12 protein-coding genes are annotated in these 16,541 nt (G+C 47.0%); 8 read left to right on the plus strand and 4 right to left on the minus strand.

Annotated elements, in window-relative coordinates; genetic code table 11:
• Positions 1-7 precede the first annotated feature (7 nt).
• A complete protein-coding gene (locus QT996_RS18770) occupies positions 8-742 on the minus strand; it encodes a phosphoadenylyl-sulfate reductase (protein ID WP_333048272.1) in 735 nt (244 codons plus the stop codon).
• A gap of 922 nt (positions 743-1,664) precedes the next feature.
• On the opposite strand from QT996_RS18770, the gene QT996_RS18775 reads away from it, so the two are divergent.
• From QT996_RS18775 to QT996_RS18810, 8 genes are all read left to right on the plus strand, one after another.
• Positions 1,665-2,030, plus strand: a complete 366-nt coding sequence (locus QT996_RS18775) for a response regulator (protein ID WP_333048274.1) — start codon at positions 1,665-1,667, stop codon at positions 2,028-2,030.
• Between the two features lie 257 nt (positions 2,031-2,287).
• Positions 2,288-2,791 carry a chemotaxis protein CheW gene (locus tag QT996_RS18780; RefSeq protein ID WP_333048276.1) on the plus strand — a complete coding sequence of 168 codons (504 nt, stop codon included), beginning with the start codon at positions 2,288-2,290 and terminating at the stop codon, positions 2,789-2,791.
• Between the two features lie 90 nt (positions 2,792-2,881).
• The gene (locus tag QT996_RS18785) at positions 2,882-8,674 is read left to right on the plus strand and encodes a PAS domain S-box protein (protein WP_333048277.1); all 5,793 of its coding nucleotides are present in this window, start codon (positions 2,882-2,884) and stop codon (positions 8,672-8,674) included.
• Between the two features lie 264 nt (positions 8,675-8,938).
• Positions 8,939-11,800 carry a hybrid sensor histidine kinase/response regulator gene (locus QT996_RS18790; RefSeq protein WP_333048279.1) on the plus strand — a complete coding sequence of 954 codons (2,862 nt, stop codon included), beginning with the start codon at positions 8,939-8,941 and terminating at the stop codon, positions 11,798-11,800.
• Positions 11,801-11,963: 163 nt separating this feature from the next.
• Positions 11,964-12,440 (plus strand): chemotaxis protein CheW, encoded by a 477-nt coding sequence (locus QT996_RS18795; RefSeq protein ID WP_333048280.1) that lies wholly within the window; start codon positions 11,964-11,966, stop codon positions 12,438-12,440.
• Positions 12,441-12,506: 66 nt separating this feature from the next.
• Positions 12,507-13,214, plus strand: a complete 708-nt coding sequence (locus QT996_RS18800; protein ID WP_333048281.1) for a pentapeptide repeat-containing protein — start codon at positions 12,507-12,509, stop codon at positions 13,212-13,214.
• Positions 13,215-13,230: 16 nt separating this feature from the next.
• Positions 13,231-13,485: a hypothetical protein gene (locus QT996_RS18805; RefSeq protein WP_333048283.1), complete on the plus strand. Its 255-nt coding sequence runs from the start codon at positions 13,231-13,233 to the stop codon at positions 13,483-13,485.
• 1 nt (position 13,486) lies between these two features.
• On the plus strand, positions 13,487-13,834 hold the full coding sequence (locus QT996_RS18810; protein WP_333048285.1) for a type II toxin-antitoxin system mRNA interferase toxin, RelE/StbE family: 348 nt from the start codon (positions 13,487-13,489) through the stop codon (positions 13,832-13,834).
• A gap of 93 nt (positions 13,835-13,927) precedes the next feature.
• Here QT996_RS18810 and urtE read toward each other — a convergent pair whose 3' ends face one another.
• The 3 genes from urtE to QT996_RS18825 all read right to left on the minus strand — a co-directional run bounded on the left by urtE (position 13,928) and on the right by QT996_RS18825 (position 16,330).
• Positions 13,928-14,626 carry an urea ABC transporter ATP-binding subunit UrtE gene (urtE, locus tag QT996_RS18815; protein WP_333048286.1) on the minus strand — a complete coding sequence of 233 codons (699 nt, stop codon included), beginning with the start codon at positions 14,624-14,626 and terminating at the stop codon, positions 13,928-13,930.
• A 99-nt stretch (positions 14,627-14,725) separates the two neighbouring features.
• Entirely contained in the window at positions 14,726-15,472 is a 747-nt protein-coding gene (gene urtD, locus QT996_RS18820; protein ID WP_333048288.1) for an urea ABC transporter ATP-binding protein UrtD, read from the minus strand.
• A 135-nt stretch (positions 15,473-15,607) separates the two neighbouring features.
• Positions 15,608-16,330 (minus strand): TIGR00266 family protein, encoded by a 723-nt coding sequence (locus QT996_RS18825; RefSeq protein ID WP_333048289.1) that lies wholly within the window; start codon positions 16,328-16,330, stop codon positions 15,608-15,610.
• Positions 16,331-16,541 lie beyond the last annotated feature (211 nt).

The raw sequence follows: 16,541 nt of genomic DNA on the forward strand, positions 1-16,541 counted from the left end.
TGATTTACTATTTTTGGGCGTTACCAGCGTGCAAACCGCACTCTTTTACGGTCGCTTCTTCCCACCACCAGCGACCTTCGCGTTCGTGTTGGTTCGGCAATACCGGCTTCGTACAAGGTTCGCAACCAATGCTTACAAAACCGCGTTCGTGCAACTTGTTATAAGGCACCTCCAAAGCGCGAATGTATTCCCAAACCTCTGCCGAAGACCAGTTTGCTAAGGGGTTAAATTTAATTAATTCATGGTCGGGAGTTGAGAATGCACTGTCAAATTCAATGACCGGAATACCGTTGCGGGTACTGGGACTTTGGTCTTTCCGCTGACCGGTAATCCAAGCATCGAGAGTATTCAGTTTGCGGCGCAGCGGCTTGACTTTCCGCACGCCACAGCATTCTTTGTGACCGTCTTGATAAAAACTAAACAATCCCTTTTCTTCTACTAGGGCTTGTACTTCTGCTGCATCGGGAAACATTACTTCTAATTTAATGCCGTAATGTTTTCTGACTTCATCCAAAAACTGATAGGTTTCTGAGTGCAATCGTCCGGTGTCTAGGGTGAAAACGCGGAAGTTTTTAGTAATTTTTGACGCCATATCGATCAGAACTACATCTTCAGCCCCGCTGAAAGAAATGGAGATATTGTCAAAATTTTCTAGGGCAAATTTGAGAATGTCTCGCGGTGTTTTTTGACTGTATTCTGCTTCGAGCGCGGCAATGTTGAGATTTCTTTGGATGGCAACCATATTTTCGGGTTTTCGGTGTTCTTTTCCTCTAGCCCTTTATTATAGCCGATCGCCGTCTCTCCCTCACCGACTAATTTGACACTCAAGCAATGTCGTCCGAGGCCCCCGGATTCATCAGTGAAGCGAGAAAAAAGCTCGGACTGCTCATCACCCGTCCCCGGATTTATCAGTGAGAGCGCTTTCTTCTATTCTAAAATCTAAAATCTAAAATCGATTGACCGCTTCTTGCAGCAGTCTTTGCTGCTGGGTCCCCAATCAAGTTCAAGGATGGCGATCGCCTCCTGGTAGTAGTTTTGATGAACCCAACACTCCTCTACTGGGTAAAATGGGACTGCCGAGCGATCCATTGAATTTGCCCCCCAATTATAAATCCTAGACCATAAAATTATTTAAATGTCCTTGTTACTATCCTCAATTTTGACTTGTCTCATTAATAAAACAATAGCGCTTACTAAGCGAACTTCTGCTGTTTTTTTTTCTACATGAATTACCTTAACACCCGTAATAAGACTGCTATAACTACTTTTAAAATGCTATCACTAGCGCTAATTTAAAAAATAGCGACTTTTTTAGGCACTGCTTTAAACTAGGTGAGTGGGAATAAAGCTAAAACAATATCATAGAAAATCCGGCTTTGGTCTTCCCCTCGCTCCTTCTACTAAGACCTGTTGGTTTCCAAACCGCGAATTACCAATGATTAATTACTAATTGCCGATTAATTTATTCAGGGTGATTCCGTTAGCCAAGTAAATTTTTCTCGCTTTTTATCTCTGACAGCTAACCTTCAGCCATAGGATCGGCTATATTGTATCTGGAAGTACATTAATTTGTTAGCAAAGCGGTCTAGTCTCACCGTCACCAGTCGCGGCCGCTTCTGAATAAACGTAGTCCCTCGTCAATAAGAGCAAGGAAGTGTGGAATTATGTCAAAAATTTTAGTAGTGGACGACGTTAAGAGCGAACTAGAAATCATCTGTCGCATTCTTCAAGATGCCGGACTGGACGTGATCCGGGCAGGCGACGGCGAAGAAGCGATCGCCATGATCCGCAAAACCCCTCCGGCTTTGGTCGTTTTAGATGTAGTGATGCCACGAATGAACGGGTTTGAAGTGATCAGAGAATTGCGGGGCGATCGCGCAACTGCCAAATTGCCCGTAGTATTTTGTACTCATAAAAACACCGAGATCGATAAAGCTTGGGGAACCGATTTAGGCGCGGACGCTTACGTTAGCAAACCCTTTGAACCTCAGCAACTCGTGCACATAGTGCAGCGTCTGCTTTCCGCGTAATCCGAATATAAAGTGATCGGTAGCTTTCCAAAAAATATTATACCGATAAACCCCGTTTTTTTTTGATAAACTGGGTTTTTGACTTCCATAAAAGTTTATGTTTAATGATAGCAACCTGCTTATTTGCCAACCGGCGATTTATTTAACAGAAAGATTTGACGCACCCAAACTGATGCAGAAAAACTAGATCGGCGATCGGCTTTAGGGTCAAAGCAAAATTATAATTTGTAAGCTACACTATAAACTAAAAATAAGCCATGAAAATAACGGCTCCCCCGGCTGGGGAGAATCAGACAAGTATAACAAAGCAATTTCTCCTGTTCGGTCAAGGAGACAGTCTGTTCGCCATAGACTTAGAGGCAGTGCGGGAAGTCCTTTCCCTCAAGGAACAACCGATTTCCCTGGTTCCTAACACCCTGCCATTTTTGCTGGGATTAACCAACTTGCGGGGCGAAATCTTAGCAGCAGCAGACTTCGGACTGTTCGTCGGTATTGAGTCGGTTGACATCTACCACCCAAACAGTCGCATCTTAGTTGTAGAAGCGCCCGATCCACGAGACGTGAGATTGTTGTCGAGAATCAGCCTGGGATTAGCCGTCTCCCGCGTCGAAGGAGTTTTACCTCTCAATCCCGATCGCATTGTCTCAGCCCTAGATGTCAGTCCCGACCTAGCTCCTTTTTTAAAAGGTCTGTACAATTCCCAAGGACGCTTGCTAATGATTGTCGATGTAGAAGCGATCGCCCATTCCGAACGCTGGTAAAAATCCAGCATACACATAAGTCTGCAACGGCTTTGCATCTATAAATTTAACTAACGATCGCCCGCATCCGATTTGCCAATCCTTAATTTTATGATCAAACTTCTCTATACCTGGATCGCAACAACTTTCACCCTGACATTGCCTGACTTGTCCCCATCGCTGGTAGCTGGGGCTGCTAATGTCATCATTTCTGGATGTTACTTTGCCATCGCTTGGCTAATCAGCTTAGCTATGTGGCGAAACCGTCAATTCGGGTTCGACATCTTCGCCACAGTCACAGCAGGCATATTTTGGACTTGCGCTTTCGGCCACAGCGGTCACGCCGCCGAATACATAGGACTGCCGCACTCTCCCGTGGTGCAAACTGTGTTCGATTGGATCACTGTAATTGCGGCGATCGCTTTTTTAAGTTTGTCCAACCGCTACGGCTTCTTAGTAGGTTCCACCCGCATCCTTAACGCTAAAAAAGAAACCGAACAAGCGCTGAGCGAAACTACCCAGCGATTTCACGCAATCTTCGACCAAGCTTTTCAAGCGATCGCATTATTGGAGGCAGACGGTACTCTGATCGAAGCCAATCAGACAGCGCTAAAATTGGGCAATTTCCCAGTATCAGAAGTGCAGGGGCTGAAATTTTGGCTGACACCAGGGTGGGCATCATCCCCAACAAACCAGCAGCGCCTAAAAACGAACATTCAACAAGTTTCGGTCGGTAATTTTGTCCGGGAAGAATACGAAATCACCGGAGCTAACAACCAGGTAACAGTAATTGACTTGTCGTTGAAGCCGCTGTTAAATGCAACAGGAGAAGTATTTCAAATCCTCGCAGAAGGCCGGGAGATTACCAAGCGTAAACAGGCCGAATTCGCCTTGCAGCAGCTAAGCGCCGAACTAGAGCAGCGAGTGAATGAAAGAACCGAGCAGCTCCTGCAAACTAACACACAATTGGGACAGGAAATTCTCGATCGCACCGCAGCCCAAGAGCAATTAAAAGCCTCAGAACAATTCTTAAACAACATCCTCAACAGCATCCCCGACCCCCTTTACGTCAAAGACCAACAGCACCGCTGGATAAAATTAAATGATGCCTTTTGTCAATACATAGGTCACAGCAGAGAAGAACTAATTGGCAACTGCTACGACCAGTTTTTGCCCAAAGAGGAAGCACAGAAATATCGAGAAAAAGACGAATTAGTTTTCTTGACAAATACCAGCATCGAAATCCAAAAAACTATCCAAGATCCAGCAGGAAACACCCGCTTTCTCTCCGCCAAAAAATCTACTTTTGTAGATACCGACGGCAGGAAATTTCTCGTTTCCGCGATGAGAGATATCACCAAGCGCGTGCAAATGGAAGAACAACTGCGGCACACACTCGCAGAAGCACAAAGCTCCCAAAGCTTGCTGCGTACAGTCATTGACGCCACCCCAGACTGCATCTTTGTCAAAGATCGAAACTCGCGCTATACCCTAGTCAATGCAGGTTTCGCCACCGCCTTCGGCAAAACTCAAGCAGAAATTATCGGCAAAGATGACGCAGAAATCGGCATATCGGTCGATCGAATCTTTGGCAGCTTCCAAGCCCAAACCGATTCCCAGAACCAAATCCAAAACTTCCGGGCAGACAACCATCTCGCCCCGAACTCCAACGACTTAGCCACCTTAGCCGACGGCAAAGTACACAACTTCGACACGCTGAAATTGCCCCTCAAAGATGCAGAAGGCAACATTTTAGGAATGCTCGGCTTGGCACGCGACATCACACAGCGCCGCAAATCTGAACAAGAACTATTGCGGTTCAAAGCAATTTTAGAAACCACAACAGACTGGGTAGGTATAGCCGACACCCAACAGCGCAGCATTTATCTCAACCGTGCAGCCAGAGAAATGTTGAGAGTTGGCGAGGGCGCAGATTTAGCCGGAGTCAGCATTTCCGACCTGACATCGCCCAAAAGTATCGACACTATTATCAACGTCGGCATCCCCGCAGCTTGCCGGGACGGGGTGTGGAGTGGGGAGACAATTTGGCAGAGTTTAGACGGCGAAGAAATACCAGTTTCTCAAGTAATAATTGCTCACAAATCCGAGAAGGGAGAAATAGAATTTCTCTCAACGATCGCCCGCAACATTACAGAAAGCAAGCGCACAGAAGAAGCCTTGCAGCAGAACTTGCAAATGCTCGACCTTGCCAGCGACGCCTTGATCGTTCGGGATATTGACGGCACGATTAATTATTGGAATCAGGGAGCCGAACGGATGTACGGCTGGACAAAAAAAGAAGCCTTGGGGAAAATCACTTATACTCTATTGCACAGCATTTTTCCCCAGCCTTTCGCAGCTATTTCGGCACAGTTAGAAGAGCAAGATTATTGGGAAGGAGAAGTAATTCATACCACAAATTATGATACAAAAATTACCGTATTTAGCCGCTGGAATTTGCAGCGAGACGAACAGGGAAAACCCAAAGCAATTTTAGAAACTAACAACGACATCACGGAGCGGAAGCAAGCCGAGATTGAAAAGCAAAGATTGATTTCGATCGTAGAAAGCAGCTCGGATTTTATTGGCACGGCAACCCTGGAGGGAGAGGCAACATACCTGAATCTCGCTGGAATGAAACTCGTAGGATTGCCAAATATTGAAGAAGTCAAAAGCAAAAGTGTTTATGAGTTCTTCTGTGCAGAAGATGTTAAGTTTTTCCAAGAAGAAATCCTGCCGCCTACTGTGCGAGACGGTTTTTGGCAGGGTGAATTCCGCTTGAAGAACTTTCAAACCGGCGAAAACATTCCGGTTGACTTCACCATATTTACCGTCAAAAACCCAGAAACTGGTGAGCCTATGGGGTTGGCAACAGTTACTCGCGATATCACCGATCGCAAACGTGCAGAAGAGATGCTGCGCGATCGCGAAAGACTATTCCGAGCCATTTTCGACCAATCGTTCCAATTCATAGGTCTGCTCAAACCGGACGGCACCGTTTTGGAAGCCAACCAAACAGCCCTGGCCGCCGCAGGCCTGCGGAGCGAAGAAATAATAGGCACTCCGTTTTCGGAAACCCTGTGGTGGCAGATTTCCCCAGAAACCAAGCAACAGATACGAGAAGCGATCGCCCTGGCCGCGGCCGGCGAAGTAGTCCGTTACGAAGTGGATGTGCTAGTTGCCAACGGTGCAGTGGCGACCGTTGACTTCTCCATCAAACCCATCACAGACGACAGTGGCAAAGTCTTGATGCTAATTCCAGAAGGGCGCGACATTAGCGATCGCAAAGCCCTAGAACGAGAATTAGTTTTGCGTCAAAGTCGCTTTGACGCATTTTTCACAGCCGCCCCGACCTCAATGTGTATTTTTGACGAGCAGTTGCGCTTCGTGCAAGTCAACGAGAAATTAGCGGCAACCACCGGCGTCTCAGTTGCCGAACACTTCGGTAAGACGGTGAGCGAAGTTATACCCGAAATGAGCGATACCCAAGTGCCGATGTTGCAGCAGATTCTCGCCACCAACCAACCGTTGTTAAACGTTGAGGTATCGGGATCATTCTTCAACGAACCGGGCGTCCTGCGAGATTGGCTGGCGTCATACTTTCCTTTGCCCGGATCTGACGGCAAACCCATCGGTATCGGGGCTGTGGCGATCGAAATTACCGAGCGCAAAAAAGCAGAAGAAGAGCGCGATCGATTTTTTACCCTTTCCCTAGACTTGATTTGTATTATAGGTTTTGAAGGCAAATTCATTCGCATCAATCCGTCTTGGGAAAAGACACTCGGCTACAAGGCGCATGAACTCGAAGACAACTATTATATCGATTTAGTCCATCCAGACGATCGGGAATCAACCCTAGAACAAGCGGAAAAAGTAGCCAGCGGCTCCGAAATAAAGTCTTATGAAAATCGCTACCGCTGCAAAGACGGTTCCTACAGGTGGCTGTCGTGGAAAGTGCGACCTGTAACCGAACAGCAGCTCATGTATGCAGTCGCTCGCGACGTTACCGAAAGCAAACAGGCGATGGTGCAACTGGAAAAAACAACAGCCCAATTAGCCAGTTCCGAAGACCAATTTCGCCAGCAAAGCAATCTCTTGGAACTGCTAATAAACAGCATTGGCGACGGCATAATTGCTGCAGACGAAAAAGGCAATTTTCTTTTGTTCAACCCCGCCGCCGAAGATATGTTTGGCATGGGTGCGACAGATGCTATTCTCAACGAATGGTCGGCAAGATACGGTTTATTCTTGCCCGATACCGTAACTCCCTTTCCCCCAGCCGAAATACCTTTAGCGCGCACGGTCCGAGGAGAAGCCGTTGACGACGTAGACCTTTTTACCCGCCACCCAGGCAAGCCAGAGGGCCTGTGGGTGAAAATTAACGGCCGGCCGCTCAAAGACGAAACCGGGGCGCTTAAAGGCGGCGTAGTCGTTTGCCGCAACGTCACCGAACAAAGAGCATCCCAGGAGCGAATGCAGCAGTTAGCCGAGGCACAGGAACGCTTGCTGCAAGAACTCAAAACGCGGCAAAATGCCCTAGACGAATCGGCGATCGTCAGCGAAACAGATGTTCAAGGCGTGATTACCTACGTCAACGACAGATTCATTGAAATCTCCGGTTACAGCATGGGAGAACTCCTGCACCGCAACCACCGCCTCGTCAATTCCGGCTACCATCCCAAATCCTTTTTTGAAGAAATGTGGGTGACACTTTCTCGCGGTTTGGTGTGGAAAGGGGAAATCAAAAACCGACGCAAAGATGGAGCGTTTTACTGGGTAGATTCGACGATCTCCCCCATTTTTGATACCAGTGGCACAATAGTCAAATATATCGCCATTCGTTTTGACATCACCGAGCGCAAAGAAGCAGAAGAACGACTAGAAAAATTGGCAGCAGAACGTAAAGCTGAAGCTGATTCTCTGACGCAGCAAGTCCTTAAATTGTTGGGAGAAATTAAAGGCGCGGCTCAAGGTGACTTGACAGTGAGGGCGGAAGTGACTAACGACGTTTTAGGTGCTGTCGCCGACTCTTTCAACTTCTTAATCGGTTCTCTGCGAAAGGTGGTAACGGGAATTCAAACTTTAGCTGAACAGGTAACATCTGCCACCGGCGAGTCAATTAACAATACCAGTCAACTCACCCAACAGGCAGAAATTCAAGCAGCAAAAATATCTGCCATCATGCGGGAAATCGAGCGGATTGTGAATTCGATTCGCGACGTGCGAGATGTTTCGGTGCGCGCCGAAACAGTCGCCCAGCAGTCTTCTCACACGGCTGAAGTCGGCGGTATGGCTGTCGATCGAGCTGTCGAAGGCATTAACGGGCTCCGGTTGACGATCGCCTCTACCTCGAAAATGATGAAGCGTTTGGGCGAATCTTCGCAGCAAATTGGCAAAATTGTGACTTCGATTTCTCAACTTGCTTCCCAAACTAATTTATTAGCTCTGAATGCTACTATTGAGGCGGCGCGAGCCGGCGAACAAGGTTTAGGCTTTGCAGTTGTTGCCGAAGAAGTGCGGAAGTTAGCAGAAAGATCGGCCGGCGCTACTGAGGAAATCTCCGAAATTGTCGGTACAATTCAAGAAGAAATCAGCCGCGTGATGAAGGCAATGGAATCGGGGACACTGGAGGTAGTGGAAGGCACTAAGCTAGCAAGCGAAGCTAAAACTCACCTCAATGCCATCATTGAAGTTAGTCGAGAAATGAATGCTTTGGTGCAGAATATAACTATCGCATCTGCCAAGCAAACTGTTTCGGCTGAGGGAATTGCTAACAGTATGCAGCAAGTCAACGAGATTGCGAATACGACCGCACAAAAAGGTGCGGATGTCAAAGCATCTTTGGACGAGTTGTCGGGTTCTCTGGGCCAATTGCAAAAGTCGGTGGCGAATTTCCGCAGTTAGTCAGTTGACGGTTGACGGTTGACGGTTGACTGTTGACGGTTGACTGTTGACTGTTGACTGTTATACATCACTAATAACTATCGTTGTTGCCGGGGCGAGTTGACAATTTTCCTGAATGCGAAGTTATAAATAATCGTGAACCCGCCCCGACAACAATTACAGTTAAATAACGGGACATATATATAAAAAAAACTGGCAACCGACAACAGTTAACTGTCAACCGTCAACAGTCAACCGACAACAGTCAACCGACAACAGACTAATATGAATGATGACGATTTAAACGAATTAATAGATGCTTTTACCGCAGAATGCGAAGAGTTTCTCCAGTCAATGGAGACGAATCTGCTGGCGATGGAATCTGCGGGTTTGAAAGAGCGACAAGCGGCAGTTAAAGAAATGTTTCGGGCGGCTCACTCGATTAAAGGTGCGGGTTCGATGTTGGGGTTTCAAAACGTGTCTGTCGCAGCTCACACGCTGGAGGACTGTTTTGTCATTTTGCGCGATCGCACAGACTTGTCAGCCCTGGAACCGACTACCGTGAGTGTTTTGCTGCAGGGGGTGGACACTCTCAAAAAGATTACGATCGAATGTGTTCAACACTCCGATGTCACAAGTCCGGATCAAACGGAAAACTTGGAGGCGATCGCCCAAATTTTCGCTCAGTTCCAGGCCAAGTACGGCAAGTCAGAACAGCCGCCAGTCCCCGCAGCCAGCCAATCGCCCGCCCCGGAAACCCTGAAACTGATTTTTGAACACGAAGTGCCGCCACTCTTCAATCGCCTAGAAACCGAGCTTTCGCAAGCTTCCGAGGCAGATTTGGCCAAAAGCGTCACCGCCCTCAACCAGGTTTATTACCAACTTTCCGGTTTGGCTGGAATGCTGCTATTGCCGGATTTTGGGAAAGTCGCCGCAGCCCTCAGCACTTTGATCGACTCTCCCGACTTGACTCTAGAACGGTTGCAATCCGAGGGTTGGGCGATCGCCCAAAACTTGCAAACCGCACGCCAACAAATATTGGAAGGAAGGGCGATCGACATCCCCGAAATCTCCCCCTCCCCGACTCCCCCCGACTCCCCCCGATTCCCCGACTCCCCGACATCCCCGACATCCCCGGAAATCTCCCCCTCCCCGACTCTCCTCACCTCTCCCTCTCCCTCCCCGACTCTCCCCGACTCCCCGACTCTCCCAGTCCCCAACCCGCAAAGGCCGACAATCCGGGTAGACTTAGAACGCTTAACTGAATTGGTGAATCTAGTCGGCGAATTAGTCATCAACCGTACAAATTTAGAACTTCAAGAATCCGAACTGCGCGGCGAAGTCAAGCGCATCCGCCGCAGTATCGTAGATTTGAACCAATTCGGCGGTCAGTTGCGAGAAGAATACGACAGACTGAGTTTTGCAGAGTGGAGAGGGGGAAACGGGAACTCTGGATTGGGAAAACTTGCAGCAGCAGAAACAGAATTCCCAATGATTGCTAACGGCAAATCCTCTCCGACCCATGCTCACTTCGATATCTTAGAGATGGATCGTTATACAGAATTCCACTCGACAGCCGCAGAAGTCATCGAAACTGCCCAAGCAATTTCTCACTCCGCCACCAAATTAGACACCTTAGCCATGAAATTCGAGCGCAGTACCGACCAACTGCGCCGCATTACCGAACAACTACGCAGCCGTGTCATGCAGTTGCGAGTCGTGAGTTTCAGTCGCGCCGTCGATCACTTGCCCCGAGCGATCCGGGAGATGTGCCTCACATACGATAAGGATGTCAACCTGCTGCTAGTGGGAAGAGATACCAAAATTGACGAAAGTTTGCTCGATGCTTTGCGCGACCCCTTAATACACTTAGTGAGAAACGCTTTCGACCACGGCATCGAAATGCCCGAAGTTCGGAAAGCAAGCGGCAAGCCGGCCAGCGGTCAAATTGAAATAGAAGCCCGCCACCAAGGCGGCCAAACTATTATTACGGTCGCCGATGATGGCAAAGGCATTGACCCGGAAATGATTCGCCGTAAAATTGTCACAAAGGGTTTGGCTACGGAGGAACAAGCTCAAGAATTTTCCATTGCCGAACTCTACGATTTTCTATTTTGGCCGGGTTTCAGCACTACAGAAGGGGTCAGCGACCTTTCGGGGCGGGGAGTCGGGCTCGACGTGGTGCGAACAAATTTGCGGACTGTGCGGGGAACTGTGAAGGTAGACTCTCGCCTCGGAAAAGGTACGAGTTTTATCATTAAACTGCCACTGCTGCTGTCGATTACTGATGCTTTGATGGTGAAGACCGATCACAATAAAATAGCAGTGCCGCTGGATGCAGTCGAGGAAATTCTGCACATTAAAGCCTCGGAAGTTCACATCGCGGGCAATCAGCCGATGCTGTGGTGGCGGGAGGAATTTATTCGTTTGGTGAGGATGCAAGATTTGCTCGAATACAGCGTCCTCCCGCCGGATGCCCCATCTCCTGACCCTTTGACCCAAGAGGAAATTCCCGTCCTGGTTTTGGCTTCTACCGAAGGAATGCTGGCGGTGGCCGTGGAACGGCTGATCGGTCAGCAGGAAATTGTGGTTAAACCTTTGCCACCGCCTCTATCCAAGCCTCGCGGCGTTTTGGGGACTACGATTTTGGGGGACGGGCGCGTGGTGAATATTCTGGATGTGGACGATTTGGTGGGTCAACCTGTGGTAAATAGTTCGATCGCCGCTGTCTCCGGTAAAGTGCAGGAGATGCCGTCAAGTCCGAGTCAGTCACCGCAGATTTTGGTAGTGGATGATTCCTATACAATTCGGCAGTTGCTGTCTCTGACGCTGACTCGTGCTCGCTACCGGGTGGTACAGGCTAAAGACGGTGTGGATGCCTTGGAAAAGTTGCAAAATGGTCTTAATTGCAGTTTGGCGATCGTGGATATTGAAATGCCCCGGATGGATGGATTTGAATTGTTGCGATCGATCAGATCGACCGAGCGGTTTGCTAAGATTCCCGTAGCCATGCTGACATCCCGTAGCGGGGAAAAACATCGGCAAATGGCAATGGAATTAGGCGCAAATCAATACTTCACCAAACCTTACAGCGAAGCCCAACTTTTACAAGCTATCCCCAAATTAATCCACCACTCAATAATTTAATCCACAATCTCAAATTTCCCATCAAATAATCCCTAATCTCAAACCAAACTTAGGGAAAAAGTAATTACACCCGCGAATAATAGTGGAAAGGTACGCAACCGAATCACCTACTAAAATCCAATAATCTTCAATCTAAAATCTAAAATCTAAAATCTAAAATCGAATGACTCACGCCAATTACAATCGCCGCTTTCGGAGCCAAAAACCAGCCACTGTTAGAATTGCCCCTAAAAAATTTGTTTCCTTTGAACTAGGAAATATTTACTATGCTGTTCCTATTGAACGAGTGGAGCGCATTGTTAAAAACTTTAATGCCTACGGCACTTTACCTAGCGGGAATAGTTTATTGCGGCATCAAGAAGAACTGATTACCATAATTAATTTATCCAAAATATTTCCCAGCAGTCCGAGCATTACTGAGTGCAAATACCTGATTATTTGTACCTTAAATAAAAGCGATCGGTTAGGGATTCCCCTTCCTGATATGCCAAAAATTTTGGAAATTACCGAAGAAAGCTTCTGCGAGATTCCCGAATTGTACCGTCAACAGCAACTGTCTCCGGTAATAGAAAAGTTAATTCGCGCACCTGATGGTTCCGAAGTTTTTTATCTGAATTTCGATTTATTTAGCGAAATGTAGGGTGTTCACTTTTCGAGGTATTATACCCTATAAATGGTATTTTTGCAAAGAAAAAGTTACTTATTTATGAAAAAACTCACAATAATGTCGATCGCCCTACTAATTTTTGCAGCAAATCTCGCATTGCCGAAGGTGGGTCTACAACTAAGTGCGATCGGGCAAATAGAAACACCCCAACCAATCCCAACACCCCAACCAATCCCAACACCCCAACCAATCCCAACACCCCAACCACAAACACCCCAACCAATCCAAACACCCCAACCAATCCAAACACCCCAACCAAAAGCAAACGACCCCAAAAAGCTCGGCTATGTATCCCCAGAATTTGCCGAAAATTTCTCCCAGCAACAAATCGACCAAATCAACGCCAACGTCGAAACGCTGCTGCTAACTCAAAGCTGCTCCCGCTGCGACCTCCGAGCCGTAAAATTAGTTAACCTTAACTTAAAAAATCCCATCCTTACAGGAGCAGATTTATCAGATGCCAACCTCAGTGGTAGTCGCTTCGAGATCTCAGATTTTGTCAACACCAATCTAGCTCGCACAAACTTAAGCGGAGCCGAATTAGTAGGAGCGAGAATCAGCAACGCTAACCTCAGAAAAGCTAACTTGACAAAGACAAATCTAGACGGTGCAGACTTGCGATTTTCCGACTTGAGAGATGCCAATCTTTCCGATGCCAACCTCCGCAATGCTAATATAGATGGCGCTAGTATCGATCGAGCAAGTATGGCCGGCACCACAATGCCAGACGGCAGGAAAAATAATTAATAATAGAGGTAGTCTTATGTCGCCGATTAAACAACGCCTTCTCGAAGCGATCGAACGGACTCCTGAGCCACTTTTAGAGCAAACGCTGGCATTTCTGGAATTTTTGACCAGTCGGACACAATCCGCGATCGCCCCAGACTTTGACTCAGATTTTGACTCAGATACCGACTCCAACGAGCAAATCCTCGCCGATCTGAAAGCCTCCCTCCACCAAGCCAAAGCGGGACAAACCTTTCCCATATCGGACCTCTGGGACGGTATCAATGTCTGATATGTCAGTCCAAGTCACATTCACGGTACTCTTCAAACGTCGCCTCAAAGGACTCGCTAAAAAGTATCGCCAAATTCAAACCGATATTCAGCCAGTCCTTGATGAGCTTATCCAAGGAAACTTCATAGGAAACCAGATTACAGGGACTCAATACACCGTTTACAAAGTCCGGGCTAAAAACAGTGATTCCCAAGTTGGTAAGAGCGGCGGTTATCGCTTGATTTATCAAGTTGAATCACCGACTCAAGTTGTTTTACACCTGATTTACTCGAAATCAGAACAAGCAAATGTCTCCGCCGAGGAAATCCAAACTGCGATCGCAGAATACCAAGCGAACCCAGACGAATAAGCCATTTTTCAAATCTAAACGGTTGCCCTTCTTGCTCTTTGAGGCGCTCGCTGTCATCGTCAAAATCCGTGTCGTGCCTTCCTTAAATTCTATTCAAACAGCCAAAAACCTCTGAATCACCTCATCACTTAACTCGCTAGTGCTTCCAGAAGCCACAATTCCGCCTTTTTGCATAGCATAATACCAGTCAGCTTGCCGCACAAAATGCAAATGTTGCTCCACCAACAAAACAGAAATTCCCCTAGTCGCAACTACGCGGCGCACCGCAGCTTCAATATCTAAAATAATCGAGGGTTGAATCCCCTCCGTTGGTTCATCCAAAACCAGCAACTGCGGCTCACCCATCAAAGCTCTAGCAATAGCTAACTGCTGCTGCTGTCCCCCGCTCAAATCACCTCCCAGGCGATCGAGCATAGTTTTCAAAACAGGAAATAAATCAAAAATTTCATCAGGCACTTCAGGATTTTTGATTTTGGTTGGTTTCGCTTCCAAACCTAACAATAAATTTTCTTTAACCGTCAAACGTGGAATAATTTCACGCCCTTGAGGCACATAACCAATTCCTAATCTAGCCCGCTGGTGAGTCAACTTAGAAGCAATAGATTCTCCGCCAAAAGCAATAGTGCCACTGCGCGGTTGCAGCAACCCCATAATCGTTTTTAGCATAGTAGTTTTGCCCACACCATTGCGGCCGATCAAGCAAACCATTTGCCCCGACCTGACGCTTAAATCGACATCGCGCAAAATGTGACTTTCGCCGTAATAAACATTCAAATTAGAAACTTGTAGCATAATTTTTAAATGATAATGGGTAATGGGTCATGAGAATTGGTAGCAACTACCAAATAACTTCTTCCTTCTTCCTTCTTCCTTCTTCCTTCTTCCTTCTTCTTACTCTTCCGGTTTGCCCAAATATACCTCAATTACGCGATCGTCATTTTGCACCTCATCCATAGTCCCCTCACACAAAACCGCACCCTGATGCAACACCGTAACCTGGCGCGCAATTTGCCGCACAAACTCCATATCGTGTTCAATTACCAACACCGAATGACTTTCCGCCAGCGAAATTAGCAACTCTCCAGTTAACATCGTTTCCTCATCAGTCAAACCCGCCACAGGTTCATCTACCAACAATAAATCAGGAGATTGAGCCACCAACATTCCAATTTCCAACCATTGCTTTTCGCCGTGAGAAAGCAAACCAGCCGAAACATCAGCTTTAGCCACTAAACCAATTGTTTCCAACAAACCCGCAACCGTGCGTTTTTCAGCAGCCGAAGCAGGCTTGAACAAAGTCGAAAAAACATTTTTATGGTGGCTGCAAGACAATTCCAAATTTTCGCGTGGCGTTAAATTCAAGTAAACTCGCGGCGTCTGAAACTTGCGACCAATTCCCAAGCGCGAAATCCTATCTTCCGACAACTTGCGTAAATTTTGTCCCTTAAATAACACCCTACCCTCTGTCGGCTGCACCTTCCCGGTAATCGAATCGAGAAAAGTTGTTTTCCCCGCACCATTGGGGCCAATAATAACTCGCAGTTCGCCCGCATCCATGCTAAAATTTAAACCGTTGATAGCTTTAAAACCATCAAAACTAACCGTCAAGTTTTCTATTTCTAAGACTTTCCTATTCATAATTAACAATTCACTTACTAATGGACAACAACCCATACCTTTTGTGGGTGCGGAAGCCAAATATCCTCGCTTATTAAGGAGATTTTATTCCCTTCGGGGGCACAATAATTTCTACTTTTTGCGGGCAGATTACTCTCAACTAAAACTGCTAGAACTGCTCGACATTGGAGGTGGAGCGGCAGCTAAAATGCGTTCAGCTAACTTCGAGAGTGGCAAACTTTGCACATATACTTTTCCAGGCCCAGTCATCTTTGCCAAAAACAAGCCTTCACCTCCAAATAAAGCATTTTTAAACCCGCCAACAAATTGAATGTCGTAGTCTACTGTAGAAGCAAAAGCTACTAAACAGCCGGTGTCTACTCGCAACACTTCGCCAACTCCTAAATTTTTCTCAACTATTGTTCCTCCCGCATGAACAAAAGCTAGCCCGTTACCCTGCAATTTTTGGAGAATAAAACCTTCTCCGCCAAAGAAACCGGCACCGAGCCGCTTGGTGAATGCTACCTCAATTTCAATGCCGTTGGCCGCACAAAGAAATGAGTCTTTTTGACACAAAAATTTACCGCCAAGTTGGCCTAAATCGAGGGGAATTACTTTACCCGGATAGGGGGCGGCAAAAGCGACGCGGGCTTTGCGATTTCCGGCGTTGACAAAGGTGGTAATGAAAAAACCCGCTCCTGTCAGCATTCGTTTGAAACCTTGAAATAAGCCGCCACCTGTGGATGTTTGCATTTGGATGTCGCCTTCCATGTATGTCATGGTTCCAGCTTCAGCCCTGACGCCTTCTTTGGGGTCAAGTTCAATCTCGATGAGTTGCAAATCGTCGCCGTAGATTTTGTAGTCAATAATATCTGCCATATGTTTCCCCTAAAGTTAAAGAATGAAGCTGTTTGCTAGGGATATCTAAGTAGGTGGACATATATATTGCGACTCCTTCGAGAGAAACGCAGCTTTTCCCAAGTCTATTGTGATTACTTGGTTTGTCTCTTGCACAGGGTAAGAGCATCTCAATCAGCCTTGACAAAAGCACTTGAGAATTTGCATCATATAGTCATTGTTCATTGCGGCC

The sequence above is a fragment of the Microcoleus sp. S13C4 genome (assembly GCF_036700865.1).
Taxonomy (GTDB): domain Bacteria; phylum Cyanobacteriota; class Cyanobacteriia; order Cyanobacteriales; family Microcoleaceae; genus Microcoleus.

Excerpts from the sequence above, each read along its gene's own strand:
- QT996_RS18770 (WP_333048272.1), bottom strand. The coding sequence starts at position 742 with ATGGTTGCCATCCAAAGAAATCTCAACATTGCCGCGCTCGAAGCAGAA.
- QT996_RS18775 (WP_333048274.1), top strand. The coding sequence starts at position 1,665 with ATGTCAAAAATTTTAGTAGTGGACGACGTTAAGAGCGAACTAGAAATC.
- QT996_RS18780 (WP_333048276.1), top strand. The coding sequence starts at position 2,288 with ATGAAAATAACGGCTCCCCCGGCTGGGGAGAATCAGACAAGTATAACA.
- QT996_RS18785 (WP_333048277.1), top strand. The coding sequence starts at position 2,882 with ATGATCAAACTTCTCTATACCTGGATCGCAACAACTTTCACCCTGACA.
- QT996_RS18790 (WP_333048279.1), top strand. The coding sequence starts at position 8,939 with ATGAATGATGACGATTTAAACGAATTAATAGATGCTTTTACCGCAGAA.
- QT996_RS18795 (WP_333048280.1), top strand. The coding sequence starts at position 11,964 with ATGACTCACGCCAATTACAATCGCCGCTTTCGGAGCCAAAAACCAGCC.
- QT996_RS18800 (WP_333048281.1), top strand. The coding sequence starts at position 12,507 with ATGAAAAAACTCACAATAATGTCGATCGCCCTACTAATTTTTGCAGCA.
- QT996_RS18805 (WP_333048283.1), top strand. The coding sequence starts at position 13,231 with ATGTCGCCGATTAAACAACGCCTTCTCGAAGCGATCGAACGGACTCCT.
- QT996_RS18810 (WP_333048285.1), top strand. The coding sequence starts at position 13,487 with ATGTCAGTCCAAGTCACATTCACGGTACTCTTCAAACGTCGCCTCAAA.
- urtE (WP_333048286.1), bottom strand. The coding sequence starts at position 14,626 with ATGCTACAAGTTTCTAATTTGAATGTTTATTACGGCGAAAGTCACATT.
- urtD (WP_333048288.1), bottom strand. The coding sequence starts at position 15,472 with ATGAATAGGAAAGTCTTAGAAATAGAAAACTTGACGGTTAGTTTTGAT.
- QT996_RS18825 (WP_333048289.1), bottom strand. The coding sequence starts at position 16,330 with ATGGCAGATATTATTGACTACAAAATCTACGGCGACGATTTGCAACTC.